The sequence below is a fragment of the Nocardioides korecus genome (genome assembly GCF_054778395.1).
The window spans coordinates 432,297-450,038 of sequence record NZ_BAAGZO010000001.1; the positions used below are offsets into that span (position 1 = coordinate 432,297).

Below are 17,742 nucleotides of genomic sequence, written 5' to 3' on the forward strand. Positions count from 1 at the left end.
TGGACCTTGACGTGAATCGTGATTCGGCGTTACCTGGAACTACCATGAAATCTACGCGCCGCTACACGATGACCGCCCGGGCCGCGGCGGTCGCCGAGACCCGCACCCGGCTGATGCGGGCGACCTTCGAGCTCAGCCACGACCACCTGATGCGCGACATCACCCTCGAGGCGGTGGCCGGCCGGGCCGGGGTGAGCGTGCAGACGCTGCTGCGTCAGTTCGGCAGCCGCGACGGACTGCTGGAGGCGACCCGGGAGTTCGCCCGGGCCGAGATCCGGGAGGAGCGCCAGACCCCGGTCGGAGACGTCGAGGCGGCGGTTCGCGTCGTGGTGGACCACTACGAGGTGCGCGGCGACCTCGTCCTGCTGCTCCTGGCCCAGGAGTCGACCGACGCGATGGTGCGCTCGATCACGGGGTCGGGCCGGGAGGTGCACCGTACCTGGGTGCGCGAGGTGTTCGCGCCGTATCTCGACGAGGACGACGGCACCCGCCTGGACCTGCTGGTCGTGGCCACGGACCTCTTCACCTGGAAGCTGCTGCGCCGCGACCGCAGGCACTCGCGCGCGGTCACCGAAGCCCGCATGAGGACCCTGGTCGCGGCCGTCCTGGCCGGGCCGACGAGCAAGGAGGCAGAGGATGGCTGAGATCGTGCTGGTGACGTGGGACGGCGGTGGCAACGTGCCACCCCTGCTCAACGTGGGGGTGGAGCTGCAGCGACGCGGTCACGGCGTCCGGGTGGTCGGGCACCAGGACCAGGCGATGACCGTGGCGGGAGCCGGGCTGCCCTTCACGGCGTACCGCCGGGGGCGGCCGTTCGCGCCCCTGGAGCGCCAGTCGCCCCCCGGGTTCGTGCGCCTGTTCGGGGACCGCGGCAAGGGCCAGGACGTGCTCGAGGTCGTGGCCGAGCAGGGCGCCGACCTCGTGGTCGTCGACTGCCTCCTCCCGGGCGTGATGCACGCGCTGGCCGAGGCCGGGGTGCCGTACGTCGCGCTCGAGCACTTCTTCGACGCCTACCTGACCTCCTTCCTGCGCGGCCCGATCGGCCTCGGTCTGCGGATGGTCGGCCTGCGGCCCGAGCGGCTGCTGGCCGGCGCCCGCGCCCGCCTGGTGGTCAGCTCGCCCGACCTCGACCCCGCGGCGGGGAGGCCCGGCCGCGTGTGGACCGGTCCCGCGGTGGACGGGGTCCCCGGCCGGGCGCATGACCAGCGCGTCCTGGTCAGCCTGAGCACCTTCGGCTTCCCCGGACAGACCGAGACCCTGCAACGGGTCCTCGACGCACTGGGCACGCTGGGCGTCGCGGGCGTGGTCACCACCGGACCCGCCACCGACCCGGACGACCTGCGCGTGCCGGACTCCGTCGAGGTGCACCGGTGGCTGCCGCACGGCGAGGTGCTGGGCCGCGTGGGTCTGCTGGTCGGGCACGGCGGCCACGCGACCACGATGGCGGCCCTGGCCCACGACGTGCCGGTCCTGGTGCTGCCGCTGCACCCGATGCTCGACCAGCCGATGGTCGGCAGTGCGGTGCAGCGCAGCGGGGCCGGGCGGAGGATGGGCAAGCGGTCACCCGCGGACCGGCTGGCTCCGGTGGTCGAGCAGTTGCTGGGCGACGGCCCCCACCGTGACGCCGCGGCCCGCCTGGGGGAGCGCATCCGGGAGCAGCGCGGCACCGCCACCGCGGCCGACCTCGTCGAGCAGGCGGTCCGTCCGTAGGTCCGGCTAGCGTCGGTGGTCCGGGTCACGATGGGACCCGGGCAGATCCGTTCGCCAGCTGGAGGTCACCGTGGACCAGATCGACGAGCTCACCCTGGAGGAGAAGGCGTCGCTCGTGCTGGGCGGCGACTTCTGGCACACCGCGACGAACGAGCGGGTGGGGATCGGGCCGATCACGGTGGCCGACGGGCCGCACGGGCTGCGGCTCCAGCCCGAGGAGGCCGACCACGCGGGCATCGGCGGCAGCGTCCCGGCGACCTGCTTCCCGACCGCCAGCGCGCTGGCCTCGTCCTGGGACCGCTCGCTGGTGGGCGAGGTCGGCTCGGCGATCGCCCAGGAGGCCCGCGTGCAGGGCGTCTCGGTCGTGCTCGGGCCCGGCATCAACATCAAGCGCTCGCCGCTGTGCGGGCGCAACTTCGAGTACCTGTCGGAGGACCCGTTCCTCGCCGGCGAGCTCGCCACCGCGATGGTCGCCGCGATCCAGGCCCAGGGGGTCGGGACCTCGCTCAAGCACTTCGCGGCCAACAACCAGGAGGACGACCGGCTCCGGGTCAGCGCCGAGGTCGACGAGCGCACGCTGCGCGAGATCTACCTGCCCGCGTTCGAGCGGGTGGTGACGGCGGCGCAGCCGTGGACGGTGATGTGCGCCTACAACAAGGTCAACGGCACCTACGCCTCGGAGCACCGCTGGCTGCTGACCCGGGTGCTGCGCGAGGAGTGGGGCTTCGAGGGCCTGGTGATGTCGGACTGGGGCGCCGTCCACGACCGGGTCGCCGCGTTGGCCGCGGGGCTCGACCTGGAGATGCCACCGGCGATCGGGCGCAGCGACGTCGCCGTCGTGGACGCCGTGCGCTCGGGCGCGCTGCCCGAGGCGGTCCTGGACGCCGGCGTGCGCCGGGTCCTGCGGCTGGTCGACCAGGCGCAGCCGGTGCTGCAGGCCGGCCCGCCGGCGGAGGAGTACGACGAGCACCACGCGCTCGCCCGTCGCGCCGCCGCCGCCTCGGTGGTGCTGCTGCGCAACGAGGGCGACGTGCTGCCGCTCGCCCCCCGCACCTCGGTGGCCGTCGTGGGTGCCTTCGCGGCCCGGCCGCGCTTCCAGGGCGCCGGCAGCTCCCAGGTCGAGCCGACCCGGGTCGACGTGCCGCTCGAGGAGCTCCGGGCCGCCCTGGGCGACGACGTCCCGTTCGCGCCGGGTTTCGAGCTCGGTGAGACCGCCGACACCGCCGACACCGTCGACCCCACCGGCTCCGGCTCCGCGGAGCGCCTGGTCGCCGGCGCCGTCGCCCTCGCGCGCTCGGCCCAGGTCACCGTGCTGTTCCTGGGCCTGCCCGACGCGGCGGAGTCCGAGGGCTTCGACCGCACCGACGTCGACCTGCCCGCCGACCAGGTCGCGCTGCTGGAGGCGGTCGCCCGGGCGGCGTCGGAGGCGGCCGGGCGGGTCGTGGTCGTGCTGGCCAACGGGTCCGTGGTGCGCACCGCGCCGTGGGAGCACCTGACCGACGCCGTGGTGGAGTGCTGGCTCGGCGGTCAGGCGGCCGGCGGCGGGCTCGCCGACGTGCTCACCGGGGCGGTCAACCCCTCGGGCAAGCTGGCCGAGACGGTGCTGCTGCGGCTGCAGGACAGCCCGTCGTACCTCACCTTCCCCGGCGACTCGCAGGTGGTGAGGTACGGCGAGGGCGTCTTCGTCGGCTACCGCGGTCTCGACGCCGCCGACGTCGAGGTCGGGCACCCGTTCGGGTTCGGGCTGTCCTACACGACGTTCGCCCTGGGCTCGCCGGCCTCGTCGGTCACCGGGTCCGTCGTCGACGGCGACCTGGCGGTCACGGTGCGGGTGCCCGTCACCAACACCGGTGACGTCGCCGGTGCCGAGGTCGTCCAGGTCTACGTCGCGGCGCCCGACGCGTCGGTGACCCGACCCCCGCGGGAGCTGAAGGGGTTCGAGCGCGTGCACGTCGACCCCGGCGAGACCCGCGAGGTCGCGATCGAGCTCGACCAGCGGGCCTTCTCCTACTGGTCGGTGCGCCTGGGCCGCTGGGTCGTCGAGGCCGGTGACTTCGTGGTGCACGTCGGCACCTCCTCGCGCGACCTGCCGCACGCCCTCACGGTGAGCCTCGACGCGCCCTCGGTGGCGCCCCCGCTGGGCGCCGGCTCCACGTTGCACGAGTGGCTGGCCGACCCGCGCGGACGTGAGCTGCTCGCCGGCCACGAGGTCGAGCCCGGGCTGCTGCAGGTCATCGGGACGATGCCGGTGGAGACGCTCGCCGTCTTCGGCATGGGCGGCCTCACCCCGGACCGGCTCGACGAGCTGCTCGCGGGTCTGCAGCGGTGAGCCTGCTCCTGCAGGGCAGCTCCTGGACGTCCCCGCCGGCGGCGGTGACCGAGGACGACGACGGGATGGTGGTGACCTGCGTCGGCGGCAGCGACTTCTGGCGGGTCACCTACTACGGCTTCGAGCGCGACTCCGGCCACGCGCTGCTCGGCGCCTTCGAGGACGGGCGGTCGCTGGAGGTGACGTTCGTGGCCGACCTGGAGCACCAGTACGACCAGGCCGGTCTGCTCGTCCGTGCCGACGCCCGGCACTGGGTCAAGGCCGGCCTCGAGCTCAGCGATGGCGTGGCCCAGCTCGGGGCGGTGGTCACCGACGGTGTGAGCGACTGGTCCTGCGGGGCCGTGCCCGAGTGGCTCGGTGCCACCGTGACCGTGCGGGTGTCCTGGACCCGCGGCGCGCTGCTGGTGCGCGCCCGTGCCGACGGCGGGCCCTGGCGGCTGGTCCGGCTGGCGCCCTGGCCCCACGCGAGCGCGTCGGCCGGCCCGTTCGCCGCCGCCCCCGACCGCGCCGCCGACGGCCCGCCCCTGCGGGTCCGCTTCACCTCCGTCGCCCCCGGCGACGCCGACACCGAGCTGCACCCGGCGACCCACGAGCCCCCCACCGAGGAGATCCGTCGATGAGAGCCGTGGTCTACGACGCCTACGGAGCCACCCCCGAGGTGCGCGACGTCCCCGAGCCCGCCTGCCCCGAGGACGGCGTGGTCGTCCGGGTCGGTGCGACCGGGGTGTGCCGCTCGGACTGGCACGCCTGGCGCGGGCACGACCCGGTGCCGCTGCCGATGACGCCGGGCCACGAGCTCGCCGGCACGGTCGCCGCGGTGGGATCGTCGGTCTCCCGGTGGTCGGTCGGGGACCGGGTGACCGTCCCGTTCGTGCTCGGCTGCGGTCGCTGCGCGTTCTGCCGGGCCGGCGACCAGCAGGTGTGCCCCGACCAGCAGCAGCCCGGGTTCACCTTCCCCGGCTCGTGGGCCCAGCAGGTCGCCGTACCCGCCGCGGACGCCAACGTCGTCCGCGTCCCCGACTCCGTGGACCTGGTGGCGGCGGCGTCGCTCGGCTGCCGGTTCGCGACGTCGTTCCGGGCGCTGATGACCCACGGCCGGGTCGAGCAGGGTCAGACCGTCGTGGTCCACGGCTGCGGCGGGGCCGGCCTGTCGGCGGTGATGATCGCCGCCGCGCTGGGGGCCCGGGTGCTGGCGGTCGACCCGGGCGCCGAGGCCCGACGGCGGGCGGCCGAGCTGGGGGCCGAGGTCGTCGACCCGGTGGGCCTCGACCTCGTCCCGCACCTGCAGGACCTCACCGACGGCGGGCCCCACGTCTCCCTCGACGCCGTGGGCCACCCGGCCGTCGCGGCCGCCTCGGTGGCCTCGCTGCGCCGTCGCGGTCGCCACGTGCAGGTCGGGCTGCTGCTCGGCGACGCGGCCCGCGCGGGACTCCCGATGGACCTGGTGGTCTCCCGCGAGCTCCAGGTCTTCGGGTCGCACGGCATGCCGGCCGGTGAGTACCCCGCCATGATGGCGATGATCTCCGCCGGCACCCTCGACCCCCGGTGCCTGGTCGGCGAGGTGATCGGCCTCGACGACGCCCCCGCCGCCCTGGCCGCCCTCGACGACCCCTCCGCGGCCGCGGGCATCACCGTGGTGGAGCTGTAGGTGGTGGGGCTCCGTCCGCTCTGCGAATGTTGCTGCTGAGGTCGGCCCCCCGCTCACCCCGAGTCCCGCGGGCCACGTTCGCACGGGATGTCGATGCCAATGTGACGACCGGCCCGGCCCCCAGGCGGGAGCGCAGGTCCCACCGGCAACATTCGCATCGTCCTCGTGGGGATGTGGCGCCAGCGTCGATCAGGGCGCCCCTCTCGTCCCATGGGCAACATTCGCACGGGCGGGCGGGTTCCGGTGGGGGCGGCGTACGGCGAGACTGGCGGCAGCGAGCCGAGGAGAGGGGACCCCGTGCGGAGGATCCGTGAGCAGCACCCGGTGCTCGTCGGTGTGCTGGCGACGCTGGTCGCCGTGGCGGCCGTCGTGGCGATCCTGGCCGCGGTGACGCCCCGCAGCAGGGCCGCGACCGTGGTGAGCGAGGAGTACCGGCTCACCCAGGGTCGGAGCATGCTGGACCGCGCCCTGGGGCCCTCCGGTGGCGCCGGGTGGAGCCCGCCCCAGAAGCTGTACACCGACGCCTCGGGGAACCTGCACGTGCAGGACCGCACGGGCGAGGCGCAGTACACCCCCGGGTTGCCCACGGGGGTCGGTCTCGGGTTCTACCGGGTGCGCGGTCACGCGTCGGCGTACTGCCTGGTCTCGCGGCACCGGCACCTGGTCGTCCAGCAGGACGCCCGGGACGTCGTGGTCCGCGCCGGCCGTGGCGCGTGCCCCCGACCGTCCGTGCGCCCCGTCCACCCGACCAGCTGAACGAAACCCCAGGAGGCACCGTGCGGGACCTGACCCCCCGGCCCGAGGAGCTCGACCCGATCGAGCGGGCCTCGGTCGACGAGCTCCGGGCACTGCAGACCGAGCGGCTGCGGTGGAGCGTGCGGCACGCCTACGAGCACGTGCCGCACTACCGCTCGGCGCTGGACGCGGCCGGCGTGCACCCCGACGACGTGCGCGAGCTGGCGGACCTGGCCACGCTGCCGCTGACCACCAAGGCCGACCTGCGGGCGAACTACCCGTTCGGGATGTTCGCGGTGCCGCGCGAGCAGGTGGTCCGGGTGCACGCCTCGTCCGGGACGACCGGCAAGCCGACCGTGGTCGGCTACACCCGCGACGACCTCGACGTCTGGTCCACCGTGATGGCCCGCAGCATCCGGGCCTCGGGCGGACGCGCGGGGATGGTGCTGCACAACGCCTACGGCTACGGGCTGTTCACCGGTGGGCTCGGGGCGCACTACGGGGCCGAGCGGCTGGGCTGCACCGTGGTCCCGGTCAGCGGCGGGATGACCGAGCGGCAGGTGCAGCTGATCACCGACTTCGAGCCCGAGGTGATCATGGTGACGCCGTCCTACATGCTCGCGATCGTCGAGGAGATGGAGCGCCAGGGCATCGACCCACGGCGTACGTCGCTCCAGGTCGGCATCTTCGGCGCCGAGCCCTGGACCGACGACATGCGCCGCGAGATGGAGCAGCGGCTCGACATGCACGCGGTCGACATCTACGGGCTCTCGGAGGTGATGGGGCCCGGCGTGGCGAACGAGTGCGTCGAGACCAAGGACGGGCTGCACGTGTGGGAGGACCACTTCTACCCCGAGGTGATCGACCCGGTGACCCTGGAGGTGCTGCCCGACGGCGAGGAGGGTGAGCTGGTCCTCACCTCGCTGACCAAGCAGGCGATGCCCGTGCTGCGCTACCGCACCCGCGACCTGACCCGGCTGCTGCCCGGGACCGCCCGCACGATGCGGCGGATGGAGAAGATCACCGGGCGCACCGACGACATGATCATCCTGCGCGGGGTCAACCTGTTCCCGACCCAGATCGAGGAGCTGATCCTGGCCACCCGCGAGCTGTCGCCGCACTTCCAGTGCCTGCTCGACCGCGAGGGCACCCTGGACTCCCTCACGGTGCTGGTCGAGCGGCGGGCCCACACCCCGCTGGCCGAGGCCCGGGCCGCCGGGGTCGAGCTCCAGCGGCAGGTCAAGGACCGGATCGGGGTGAGCGTGGCCGTCGACGTGGTCGACCCCGACACCGTCGAGCGTTCGGTGGGCAAGATGCGGCGGATCGTGGACCGGCGGCCGAACCGGTGAGCGACCCCGTGAGCGACCCGGTGAGCGACCCCGTGAGCGAACCGGACGAGCTGGCCCGCCGCTCGGTGGAGGCGATGTGGGCCGACGACGCCGCGAGCGCGATGCTGGGGATGGTGGTGTCGGCGTACGGCCCGGGGAGCGGCGTGGTCGAGATGACCGTGCGCCCCGACATGGTCAACGGCTGGGGCACCTGCCACGGCGGACTGATCGCGACCCTGGCCGACAGCGCGTTCGCCGTGGCCTGCAACTCGCGCGGGACGTTGACGGTGGGTGCGGGCTTCGACATCACCATCCTGGAGCCGGGCCGCCTGGGGGACCGGCTGGTCGCCACGGCGCGGGAGCGGGCCCTGCGCGGCCGCTCGGGCGTGTACGACGTGACCGTCCACCGCGCCCCCGAGCCGGGCGCAGAGCGCGAACCGGTGGTGGTCGCCGAGTTCCGGGGCCGCAGCCGCAGCCTGGGACGCCCGATCGCCGGTCTGGACCGGTCCTGACGCCACGCGGCCCCCGTCAGCCGGACGTCAGCCTGATGATGTTGAATGCTGCACAACCGCCCCGGTGGGCGACCCTCACCGGGGCGGATCCATGCCCGGCCCACGACGGCGCGCGACGCTGCTGGGAGGCTGGACCCGTGCCCTCCTCCCCGACCACGGTCGCCGCCCTGCTCTTCGACAACGACGGCGTCCTCGTGGACTCCACCGAGGCCGGCGACCTGGCCTGGACCCGGTGGTGCGCCGAGCACGACCAGGACCCGGCGACGGTCCTGCCGATGATCCACGGCCGTCGGGCCGCCGACACGATCGCGCTGCTGCTGCCCGCGGACGACGTCGCGGCCGCCTCCGGGCGGATCAACGACCTCGAGCTCGAGACCGCCTCGGCGTGCACGGCGATGCCCGGGGCGCTGGACCTGCTGACCTCGCTGGGTGACGCACCGTGGGCCGTCGCGACCTCCGCGATCCGCCCGCTCGCGATCGCCCGGCTCGAGGCGGCCGGCCTGCCGCTGCCGCGCGTCCTGGTCACCGCCGACGACGTCGACGCCGGGAAGCCCGCGCCCGACCCCTACCTCGCGGCCGCGCGCGGCCTCGGCGTCGACCCGTCGGCCTGCGTCGTGCTCGAGGACGCCCCCGCCGGCGTCGAGGCCGGCAACGCGGCCGGCGCCCGGGTGGTCGGCGTCAGCCTCCCCGCGGGCACGCCCGGCGCGTGGGTCGAGGTGGTCGACCTGCGCGAGGTGCGCGGGGCGGGGGCGCCGGGCGGCGTGCGCCTCGAGGTCGTCGCCCGCGACTGAACGCACCCTGACCCCGCGTCGCGACCGCGTGGCGCTCCTCGACCGAGGAGGGGGAAGGATGTCCCGGTGAGCACCCCCGCATCCCCCGACGACGCCCGCCCGCGCACGCAGGCGGGGCTGCTCTGGCGGCGCGTGCTCCCGATCGCCGGGGTGGCGCTCGTGTGCGCGGCCCTGCTGGCGGCGACCTACTGGGCCGGGGTGCGGACGCTGGAGGGTCGGCTGCTCAGCGACGCGGCGCTCCGGGGTGCCATCCGGATCAACGGGCTGGTCAGCACCTCGGTGAACCGGGTGCTCAACCTGGTCTCGGGGGCGTCCCTGGTGGCGGCGATGCTGGTCGTGGCCGGGATCGCGCTGCTGCGCGGCCGCCGCGTCCAGGGTGCCGCGGCCGTGGGGGTCGTGGTCGCGGCCAACGCGACGACCTTCGTGCTCAAGCGCTACCTGCTCGAGCGTCCCGACCTCGGGGTGAGCGAGGCCGGGCCCGCGACGCTGAACAGCCTGCCCAGCGGCCACACCACGGCCGCGTTCTCCGCCGTCGGGGCGCTCCTGCTGGTGGTGCCGCGTCGGCTCCGGCTGCCGGTGGCGCTCGGCGGAGGGGCGTACGGCGCGGTCACCGGGCTCGCCACCATGTCAGCCGGCTGGCACCGCGCCCCCGACGCCATCGCCGCCCTGCTCGTGGTCGGGGGCTGGACGGCGGTCGGCGCGCTGGCCGTGGCGCTGCTCCGGCCGACCATGCCCGAGGACCCCTCGCCGCGGGTGCACCCCTCGGTGCGCTGGCCCACGGCGATGGGCCTCGGGTTCGTCCTGCTGGGCGCGATCGTGGCGCTCGGGCTCACCGCCGCGTCGTCGCTGCTGACCGGCCCGATCGGCCCCTGGCTGGCCCTGACCAGCGGGGTGCTGCTCGTGGTGGGCACGGCCCTGGGTGTGGTCGCGGCGCTGCTGGTCGTGCTCGACCTGATGGACCCCCCGGCGTACGACTCCTGAGGCGTCAGCTGGCGACGGCCTCGTCGAGCGAGCCGGCCTTGGAGAAGTGCAGCTCGGGGTGCTCGACGTCGCCCTTGCGCAGCACCTCGACGTCGGTGGCGTAGCTCATCGACATCAGCCACGGCTTGTCCGGCCCCTGCTTGGGCAGCAGGTCGATCGAGCGCTGCACGTAGCCCGCGGCGAAGTCCAGGAACGGCCGCCGGGGCATGTCCGGGTCGTCGACGTGGGGCACGCAGATGTCGGCGCCGGTCTCCTGCATGTGGGCCAGGACCCGGCAGAAGTGCTCGCACAGGAGCCCGACCTTGAGCGTCCACGAGGAGTTCGTGTAGCCGATGGCGTAGGCGTAGTTCGGGATGTCGCTGAGCATCATCCCGCGGAAGGCGACGTGGTCGGGCAGGTTCACGTCCTTGCCGTCGACGGTCATCTGCAGGCCGCCGAAGGGCAGCAGGTTGAGCCCGGTCGCGGTGATGATGATGTCGGCGTCGAGGTGCTCGCCGCCCTCCAGCTCGATGCCGGTCTCGGTGAAGGTCGTGATCCGCGCGGTCGCGACGTCGGCCTTGCCGTCGCGGATGCTCTTGAAGAGGTCGCCGTCGGGCACCGCGCACAGGCGCTGGGTCCAGGGGTCGTACGGCGGGTTGAAGTGCGTGTCGACGTCGAAGCCCTCGGGCAGCCGCTTGGCGTTCGCGGTGCGGATCACCTTGCGGGCGGCACCGGGGAAGCGCTGGCAGAACTTCCACACCAGCGACTGCTGGAGGATGTTCTTGCGCCGGGTGAGGGCGTAGGCACGGTCGGCGCCGACGATCTTGGGCAGCCAGTTGGCCAGCGGGTCCTCCGAGGGCACCGGCATGATGTACGTCGGGGTCCGCTGCAGCATCGTGACCAGCTCGGCCTTCTCGGCCATCGCCGGGACCAGCGTCACCGCGGTGGCGCCGCTGCCGATCACCACGACCTTCTTGCCCTCCCAGTCGAGGTCCTCGGGCCAGTGCTGGGGGTGGATCACGGGACCCTGGAAGCGCTCGCGGCCCTCGAAGTGGGGCGTGAAGCCCTCGTCGTAGCGGTAGTAGCCGCTGGCGCTGAAGATCCACGAGCAGGTCAGCGTGGTGGTCTCGCCCGTGTCGCCGCGCTCGACGTGGACGGTCCAGCGCGCGGTCTCGCTCGACCACTCCGCCGACCGCACCTGGTGGTGGTAGCGGATCTTCTCGTCGATGCCGTACTCCGACGCGGTGTCGCGCAGGTAGTCCAGGATCGGCTCGGCCGAGGCGATCGACTTCTTGTCCTTCCACGGCTTGAACTCGTAGCCGAAGGTGTGCAGGTCGGAGTCCGACCGGATCCCGGGGTAGCGGAACAGGTCCCACGTGCCGCCGGAGGCCTCGCGGGCCTCGAGCAGCGCGAACGAGGTCCCGGGCAGCTCGACGGTGAGGTAGCGGGCCACCCCGATCCCGGAGATGCCCGCTCCGACGATCAGCACGTCGAGGTGCTCGGGGGCGGTGCCGTCGTGGCTCGCGGCGCTGGCAGGAGCGGTGGAGGTCATTGTTGAACGATAGTCAACAGGCCCTGGGGTAGGCCAGGGGGTGTGCCCCACGCCACGGCCGAGGGGGCGCGTGTGGTGCGCGAGGAGGCCCGTGTGGTGCGCGAGGAGGCTGGTCTGGCGGCCGAGGAGGCTCGTGTGGCGGCCGGCCTCAGCCGCCGAACAGCTCCCGGCGACCGTCGCCGTGGACGACCAGGCCGGTGCGGCCGGGACGCCCGCGCAGCCACGCGGGGCCCTCGACGCCGAGCGCGAAGGCGGCGGTGGCGTCGATGTCGGCCCAGGTGAGGTCGGCCGCGACCACCGTCACCGAGGCCAGCGCGCGCGGCGTCGCACCGGTGCGGGGGTCGACGATGTGGTCGCCGCGGTGCGCCAGCCCCGAGGTCGCCACGGCGCCGTCGCGCACGGGCACGGTCGCGACGATGCGGCTCGGGTCGAACGGGTCCTCGATGCCGATGCGCCAGCCGGTCGAGCCCGGTGCCCGGGTGCGGCAGACCATGTCCCCGCCCGCGGACAGGCAGGTGTCGGTGGCGGGCAGGTCGATCGTGGCCGCGGCGCGCTGGACGGCCCAGCCCTTGACTACGCCGCTGGGGTCGAGCACGGTGCGGCCCGAGGCGTCGGGTCGGCGTACGTCGAAGGCGCCGGCGGACTCCACCCGCGCGAGCTCCCCGAGCTCGAGCACCTCGTGGACCTCGGGCGGGCAGTCGGCCAGGGTGATCTCGCCGCGCGCGAGCCGGCTCACCACCGAGTCGGCGCGCCAGGTGGAGAACACCCGGTCGGCCTCGCGCAGCACCTCCAGGGCGGTCTCCCAGGCGAGGTCGGTGCGGGTGCCCGCGGCGTACGGACCCCGGGCGGCGAGGCTGATCGGCATCCCCATCACGTGGGCGACACGGCGGTGCGCCCGGTCGGCGGAGCTCCGGGCAGGCGGTGCCGCGAGCGCGCTCACAGGCCGGCCTTGTCCAGCGCGCTCTGCAGCGACTCGAGGTAGCCGTTGCTGGTGACCGTCGCGCCGCTGACCATGTCGATCGAGGCGCTCTGGGCCTTCACCGTCTCCTGGGTCAGCACGGGCAGCGCGTAGGAGTTGATCTCCGCGTCCTTGCCGTTGCCGCTGGGGTAGACGGGTACGTCGACCCTGGTGATCTTGCCGCCCGCCACCGTGACCGTGACCTGCACCGGGCCCCACTGGGTCTGGGCGACGGAGCCGGTGACGGTCTTCGACGCGGTGCTCGACCCCGAGCCCGTGGAGCCCGAGGAGGCGGAGCCCGAGGAGGTGGAGCCGGAGCTCGTCGAGCCGGAGCCGGAACTGGTCGACCCCGAGGAGGTCGACCCGGAGGACGACCCGCTCGACCCGGTCGTCGCCTCGTACGACGACCCGCTGGTCGCCGCGCTGGGGCCGGAGGTCGAGGTGCTGTAGCCGAAGAGGAGCACGAGGACGGAGAGGGTGGCGAGCAGCCACAGGGAGATGCGCTTCACGAGGTCACCAGGCAAAGGTCTCGAGATGGAGGTGGTCGTCGGGCAGGCCGCACGCGCGCAGGGTCGCGGTGACCAGGTCGCCCCAGGGCTCGGGGCCGCACACGTAGACGTCGCGCTCGGCGATGTCGGGCACCCAGTGCAGGAGGTGGGACAGGTCGTCGAAGGGCGCCATCCCGGAGCCGAGCCAGGAGTCGGCGGCCCGTCGGCGTCCGGGCAGGCGGAGCACCTGCAGACCGCGGTCGCGGGCGATCCGGTCGATCTCGGCGGCGAAGAGCGGGGTGTCGGTGAAGCGCTCGAGGTAGACGGCCTCGCCCGCGTCGTACGCCAGTCCCTCGGCGAGGGCGCGCAGCGGGGTGGTGCCGACCCCGGCGCCGATCAGCGCGACCTTGCGGCGGGTGCGGGGGCGGCTGCTGAGCCGGCCGTGCGGGCCCTCGACCAGCACGCGGGTGCCCGGCCGCAGGCCGCGGGTGGCCTGGCTGCCGTCGCCGACGCCCTGGACGGTGATGCGCAGGGTGCGGCCGTCGGGGGCGGCGGACAGCGAGTAGGGGTTGGCGCGCGACCAGCCGCGGCCGGTCAGGAAGCGCCAGGAGAAGAACTGCCCGGCCTCGACCCGCAGGCGGTCCAGCCGGCGACCCGTGACGTGGACCGACCAGACGCCCTCGCCCTCGTCGACGACGTCGGCGACCCGCAGCTGGTGGCGCAGGTTGCGCACCACGGGCACGCCGAGCCGCCACACCAGCACCGCGGCGGCCGTGGCGGCCCAGGCGGTCCACCAGAACACCGTGCGGGTGGCCGAACCGGTGAACTGCTGGCCCGTCCAGAGCTGGTGGGGCAGCGCCAGGCCGACGCCCAGGTAGGCGTAGAGGTGCATCAGGTGCCAGGACTCGTAGCGGAGCCTGCGGCGGGCGGCCTTGACGCTGGTGACCACGACCATCACCAGGGCCAGCGAGCCGGCCGCAGCGAGCAGCATGCCGGGGTAGTCGACGGTGAGGTTCCACAGCATCCGCGGGCTGGCGAGGAGCGAGCCGGCGGCGTACCCCCAGGTGATGGTGACGATGTGCAGCACCATCAGGTTGAACGAGGTGAACCCGACCAGGCGGTGCACGTGGGCCAGCCGGTCCTGGCCGAAGGCGCGCTCCACGACCGGCAGCCGGGCCATCAGCAGGACCTGGGCCAGCAGGAGCACCGAGGCGACCAGCCCGCTGAGCCGACCGACCGAGACCAGGCCCGTGGCCCAGCCGGTCAGGTCGCGGATGCCGCCGTCGGCGTCCCACCAGTAGGTCACCAGCAGCAGGCTCAGCCACAGGCCGGCCATCGAGGCCAGTCGCACCCCGGCGTCGAGGCGGGCGGTGCGGCCCAGCGGTGCGGTGCGTCGGGCGGGCAGGGAGGGCCCCGGTCCGGACGCGTCCGTGGTCCGACCGGGCGGAGGGGCGTACGCCGAGGACCGGGTCGGCGCGTCGGGCGCGAGCGCGGTCACGGTCGGGCGCCGCAGGTCGGGACGGTCACGGGCTCTCCTGGGGTCGGGGTGAGCCCTCAGCCTCGGGCGGGAGCCTGGCACATCCGTTGGCCCCACCTGTGCCTTTCCTGTGAACGCCGAGGAGGCTCGTGTGGTGCGCGAGGGGGCTGGTCTGGCGCGTGAGGGGGCTGGTCTGGCGCGTGAGGAGGCTCGTGTGGCGCTCGAGGAGGCTCGTGTGGCCGGCGAGGAGGCTGGTCTGGTGCGCGAGTGGGCTGGTCCGGTCGTCCGGCAGGTGGGAAAGGTGGGCCGGTGCGGTGCCGTCACCACCCGAAGCGACCACCGGCGCGGTTGACTAGGAGGACACGCGTTCACCCAGGAGCCCTCAGTGCAGTTCGACCCCGTCGACAGCCTCATCCAGGCGTCGCCCGCCGCGGTGGTCGCCTCGCTGACGTCGATGGTCGCCAGGTTCGGGTGGAGGCTCACGGGGGTCGGCGACTTCGGGTACTCCGTGACCTGGCGGGCCCTCGACCACGACCTCGAGCTGGTCGAGCTGCAGGCCCAGGTCATGCCCGAGCCCGGTCAGCCCGGCGTGGTCCGGCTGCGCGTGACCCGGATCGACCCGGCGCTGGCCTCGATCGAGCGGTTCGCGGTGCCGCCACCACCCGTCGTACGTCGTCCTCGGTCGGTGGGCTAACCGCTCGTCCCGCCGGACGCGCCCCCTCGGCCACCAGACGAGCCTCCTCGCGCGCCAGGTGAGCCCCCCGGCCACCAGGTGGGCCTCCTCGGCGGGTCAGGGGGAGGGGCGGTCGAGCCGGAGCACGACGCCGCGGTCGGCGTGGGCGCGGACCTCGCCGGGGATGAGGCCGAGGGGGCGGGCGAGGGCGCCGAGGTGGTCGGCCTGCTCGCGCGTGCCGAGCTGCACGAGCGCGACGCCGCCCGGGGCGAGGTGGCGGCCGATCAGGTCCACGCACAGCCGGGCGACCTCGAGGCCGTCCTCGCCGCCGTCGATCGCGAGCAGCGGGTCCTCGGGGAACCGGCCGGTCCCCGAGCGCGGCACCCACGGCGGGTCGGCGACGACCAGCGGGAACTCCTCGCCCTCGACGACGACGTCCTGCATCGGGCCGGTCCGCGTCTCGACCCGGTCGGCGAGGCCGGCGGCGCCCGCGTTCACCAGGGTGTACGCCGCGGCGACGGGCTCGACGTCGACGCACACCAGCCGGCGGTCGGATCCGGCCACGGCCAGCAACCCGATCTGACCGGCTCCCGAGCAGACCTCGAGGACCGGCCCGGGCGGCAGGTCGACCAGCAGGTCGGCCGCCCACCGCGACTGCAGCGTGGTCCACGCGCGCGGCTCCAGGAGCCGCTCGTCGGACCGGATGGTCAGGCCGCCGAAGTCGGTGGAGCGAGGAGCCGTGGCCCCGGCGACGACGGGCGCGCTCGCGTCGTGGACCACCCCGCTCACCGGGACGCCGTACGCCGGACGGCGCGGTGCGTGCTGTCGCACCACGGCGCTCGGGAGGACCGGTCGCAGCGGCAGATCGCGACCACGGGGCGGGTCGCGGCGTGCTCGACCCCGTCGTCGGTGACCACCGCCGCGGCGCCACGCACCAGGTCGGGTCCGCCCTCGCAGGACCGGACCTCGACGGTGCGGCCCGCCTCCGGGACGATCCTCACGACGCCACCCGCTCCACCCGGGCCACGGCGGCCGGCTCGCGGGTCGAGGCCGGGCGCGCCGGCTCCCGCGTCCACCGCTCCACCAGCTCGTACGCCGACAGCTCGTCGAGGTGCAGGCAGGCGGCCGCGCCGAGGAGCACGTCGTCGCGCAGGTCGGGCTCGGCGGCGACCAGCGCACCGCAGATGTCGTGGGCGGCGACGTGCTCGTGGACCGAGTCGGCCTCGACGTGCTCGTGGAAGTACGCCGACACCGCCGCGGGCAGGCCCAGCCGCTCGATCCCGGCCGCGATCTTGCGCGACCCCACCGGGCTGCTGGCCTCGAAGAACGCCAGGTGCCCCATGGCCGCGCCGCGCAGGCGACGGTTCAGGGCGAACAGCGACATCACGTTGGCGCCGGCGAGCGAGACGGCCGAGACCTCGTCGATGTGGGCGCCGTACGCCGGGTCGAGACCGGCGGCCTCGAGGGCCTCGGCGTACAGCCGCTGGTGGAGACGCTCGGGACGGCCGCCGCCGAACTCGTCGTACTGCAGCTCGGCCAGGGCGGCCTTCGCCGCGCCGGACAGCCGCGGCAGCACGAAGGCCTGCGGGTCGGACTCCTTGAGCTGCTGCACGCTGCGCTCGCGCAGGAAGTCGCGCAGCACCGCGACGTCGGCGTGCCGGTGCAGGTGGGCGGCCGGCGACGGGCCGTCGGCGGCCGCGGGCAGGGCGAGCAGCAGGTCGGCGACGTCGGCGTCGGCGTCGAGCCCGGCGAGCACGGGCGCGGTCGCCCGACGGAGGGCGGCCTCGAAGCGGGCCTCGATCGCGCGACGCACGCCGATCAGGTCGGTGTCCCACTCGCGGTCGGGGTCGACGCCGTCGAAGCCGCGGTAGGAGAGCTCGTAGAGGACCCACAGCGCGAGCTGCTGGTCGCCGTCGGTGAGGACGTCGGCGTCGGCGCAGGACGGGGTCGCGACGGGTGCGACGCCCTCGGACAGGGCGGTGAGGACCGCGGCGCTGAGCGGGCCGCGCGGGCGGGGAAGACGCATGGGGACCTCCGGTGAGGGGACTGCTCCAGGCGTACCCACCGCCGTGGCGGTCAGTCGGTGGAGCCCTCCAGAACACCCTTGAGGGTGGTCAGCGTGGCCGGGATCCCGACGCGGGCCTCCTGGCGGCGCTGCTCCAGGAGCTCCTCGGCTCGGTCGCCGTAGGTGTCGGCGAACCGCTGCTCGGTCGCCTCGTTGAGGTCCCAGGTCTCGGTGAGCTCGGTCCGCACCGCGCCGGGCTCGCCCACGGCACGCATCAGGTAGGCCCACACGACGTACCTCCCCTCGACCTGCCAGCGGAACTCCCGTCCGCGCTCGGCCACCACGACCTGGGAGCGGGTCTCCCAGGTGCGGCCCGGGATCTCGTTGCGGCCGCCGAACCAGGCGCCCGCGCGCGGACCCTGGCCCTCCTCCCACCACGCGGCCCGGCACACCGGGCTCCACTCGCCCGTGCGGGCGACGTCGGTGACCAGGTCGTAGACCGCCTCGGGGGTCGCGTCGACCAGGATCGAGTGGGACAGGTGGTGCTCGCTCATGGGGCCGAGTGTGCCGCAGGTC

Annotated in this window: 19 protein-coding genes; 11 read left to right on the forward strand and 8 right to left on the reverse strand. The window is 74.5% G+C overall.

Features of this window, described 5'->3' with window-relative positions; genetic code table 11:
* Positions 1-44: 44 nt before the first annotated feature.
* From ACYVDA_RS02005 to ACYVDA_RS02050, 10 genes are all read left to right on the forward strand, one after another.
* Positions 45-644 carry a TetR/AcrR family transcriptional regulator gene (locus tag ACYVDA_RS02005; protein ID WP_460814442.1) on the forward strand — a complete coding sequence of 200 codons (600 nt, stop codon included), beginning with the start codon at positions 45-47 and terminating at the stop codon, positions 642-644.
* Positions 637-1,710 (forward strand): glycosyltransferase, encoded by a 1,074-nt coding sequence (locus tag ACYVDA_RS02010; protein WP_460814445.1) that lies wholly within the window; start codon positions 637-639, stop codon positions 1,708-1,710. The genes ACYVDA_RS02005 and ACYVDA_RS02010 overlap by 8 nt, the downstream gene beginning before the upstream one ends.
* Before the next feature lie 70 nt (positions 1,711-1,780).
* Entirely contained in the window at positions 1,781-4,039 is a 2,259-nt protein-coding gene (locus ACYVDA_RS02015; protein WP_460814447.1) for a glycoside hydrolase family 3 C-terminal domain-containing protein, read from the forward strand.
* Positions 4,036-4,659, forward strand: a complete 624-nt coding sequence (locus ACYVDA_RS02020; RefSeq protein ID WP_460814450.1) for a DUF1349 domain-containing protein — start codon at positions 4,036-4,038, stop codon at positions 4,657-4,659. Before ACYVDA_RS02015 ends, ACYVDA_RS02020 begins: the two co-directional genes overlap by 4 nt.
* Complete coding sequence (locus ACYVDA_RS02025; RefSeq protein WP_460814453.1) at positions 4,656-5,687, forward strand: alcohol dehydrogenase catalytic domain-containing protein; 1,032 nt, start codon at positions 4,656-4,658, stop codon at positions 5,685-5,687. Before ACYVDA_RS02020 ends, ACYVDA_RS02025 begins: the two co-directional genes overlap by 4 nt.
* A 297-nt stretch (positions 5,688-5,984) precedes the next feature.
* Positions 5,985-6,443 carry a hypothetical protein gene (locus ACYVDA_RS02030; RefSeq protein WP_460814455.1) on the forward strand — a complete coding sequence of 153 codons (459 nt, stop codon included), beginning with the start codon at positions 5,985-5,987 and terminating at the stop codon, positions 6,441-6,443.
* A 20-nt stretch (positions 6,444-6,463) separates the two neighbouring features.
* Positions 6,464-7,771, forward strand: coding sequence for a phenylacetate--CoA ligase PaaK (paaK, locus tag ACYVDA_RS02035; protein WP_460814458.1), 1,308 nt, complete (start codon positions 6,464-6,466; stop codon positions 7,769-7,771).
* A gap of 32 nt (positions 7,772-7,803) precedes the next feature.
* Positions 7,804-8,262, forward strand: a complete 459-nt coding sequence (gene paaI, locus ACYVDA_RS02040; protein WP_460814461.1) for a hydroxyphenylacetyl-CoA thioesterase PaaI — start codon at positions 7,804-7,806, stop codon at positions 8,260-8,262.
* A 137-nt stretch (positions 8,263-8,399) separates the two neighbouring features.
* On the forward strand, positions 8,400-9,053 hold the full coding sequence (locus ACYVDA_RS02045) for an HAD-IA family hydrolase (RefSeq protein ID WP_460814465.1): 654 nt from the start codon (positions 8,400-8,402) through the stop codon (positions 9,051-9,053).
* Positions 9,054-9,119: 66 nt separating this feature from the next.
* Positions 9,120-10,034, forward strand: a complete 915-nt coding sequence (locus ACYVDA_RS02050) for a phosphatase PAP2 family protein (protein ID WP_460814468.1) — start codon at positions 9,120-9,122, stop codon at positions 10,032-10,034.
* Positions 10,035-10,038: 4 nt separating this feature from the next.
* Here ACYVDA_RS02050 and ACYVDA_RS02055 read toward each other — a convergent pair whose 3' ends face one another.
* The 4 genes from ACYVDA_RS02055 to ACYVDA_RS02070 all read right to left on the reverse strand — a co-directional run bounded on the left by ACYVDA_RS02055 (position 10,039) and on the right by ACYVDA_RS02070 (position 14,509).
* A complete protein-coding gene (locus tag ACYVDA_RS02055; protein ID WP_460814470.1) occupies positions 10,039-11,565 on the reverse strand; it encodes a flavin-containing monooxygenase in 1,527 nt (508 codons plus the stop codon).
* A 148-nt stretch (positions 11,566-11,713) separates the two neighbouring features.
* A complete protein-coding gene (locus ACYVDA_RS02060; RefSeq protein WP_460814473.1) occupies positions 11,714-12,430 on the reverse strand; it encodes an FAD:protein FMN transferase in 717 nt (238 codons plus the stop codon).
* 71 nt (positions 12,431-12,501) lie between these two features.
* Positions 12,502-13,032, reverse strand: a complete 531-nt coding sequence (locus ACYVDA_RS02065; RefSeq protein WP_460814476.1) for an FMN-binding protein — start codon at positions 13,030-13,032, stop codon at positions 12,502-12,504.
* 4 nt (positions 13,033-13,036) lie between these two features.
* Complete coding sequence (locus ACYVDA_RS02070) at positions 13,037-14,509, reverse strand: ferredoxin reductase family protein (RefSeq protein WP_460814478.1); 1,473 nt, start codon at positions 14,507-14,509, stop codon at positions 13,037-13,039.
* Between the two features lie 364 nt (positions 14,510-14,873).
* Between ACYVDA_RS02070 and ACYVDA_RS02075 the strand changes: the two genes are divergently transcribed.
* Positions 14,874-15,182 (forward strand): hypothetical protein, encoded by a 309-nt coding sequence (locus tag ACYVDA_RS02075; protein WP_460814481.1) that lies wholly within the window; start codon positions 14,874-14,876, stop codon positions 15,180-15,182.
* A gap of 96 nt (positions 15,183-15,278) precedes the next feature.
* Here the strand turns inward: ACYVDA_RS02075 and ACYVDA_RS02080 are convergent, their stop codons facing one another.
* The 4 genes from ACYVDA_RS02080 to ACYVDA_RS02095 are packed head-to-tail and all read right to left on the reverse strand — an operon-like array spanning position 15,279 to position 17,720.
* On the reverse strand, positions 15,279-15,992 hold the full coding sequence (locus ACYVDA_RS02080) for a class I SAM-dependent methyltransferase (protein WP_460814484.1): 714 nt from the start codon (positions 15,990-15,992) through the stop codon (positions 15,279-15,281).
* Positions 15,947-16,162: a CDGSH iron-sulfur domain-containing protein gene (locus tag ACYVDA_RS02085; protein ID WP_460814487.1), complete on the reverse strand. Its 216-nt coding sequence runs from the start codon at positions 16,160-16,162 to the stop codon at positions 15,947-15,949. The genes ACYVDA_RS02080 and ACYVDA_RS02085 overlap by 46 nt, the downstream gene beginning before the upstream one ends.
* Entirely contained in the window at positions 16,159-17,187 is a 1,029-nt protein-coding gene (locus ACYVDA_RS02090; RefSeq protein ID WP_460814489.1) for an iron-containing redox enzyme family protein, read from the reverse strand. The genes ACYVDA_RS02085 and ACYVDA_RS02090 overlap by 4 nt, the downstream gene beginning before the upstream one ends.
* 50 nt (positions 17,188-17,237) lie before the next feature.
* Positions 17,238-17,720, reverse strand: a complete 483-nt coding sequence (locus ACYVDA_RS02095) for an SRPBCC family protein (RefSeq protein WP_460814492.1) — start codon at positions 17,718-17,720, stop codon at positions 17,238-17,240.
* Positions 17,721-17,742 lie beyond the last annotated feature (22 nt).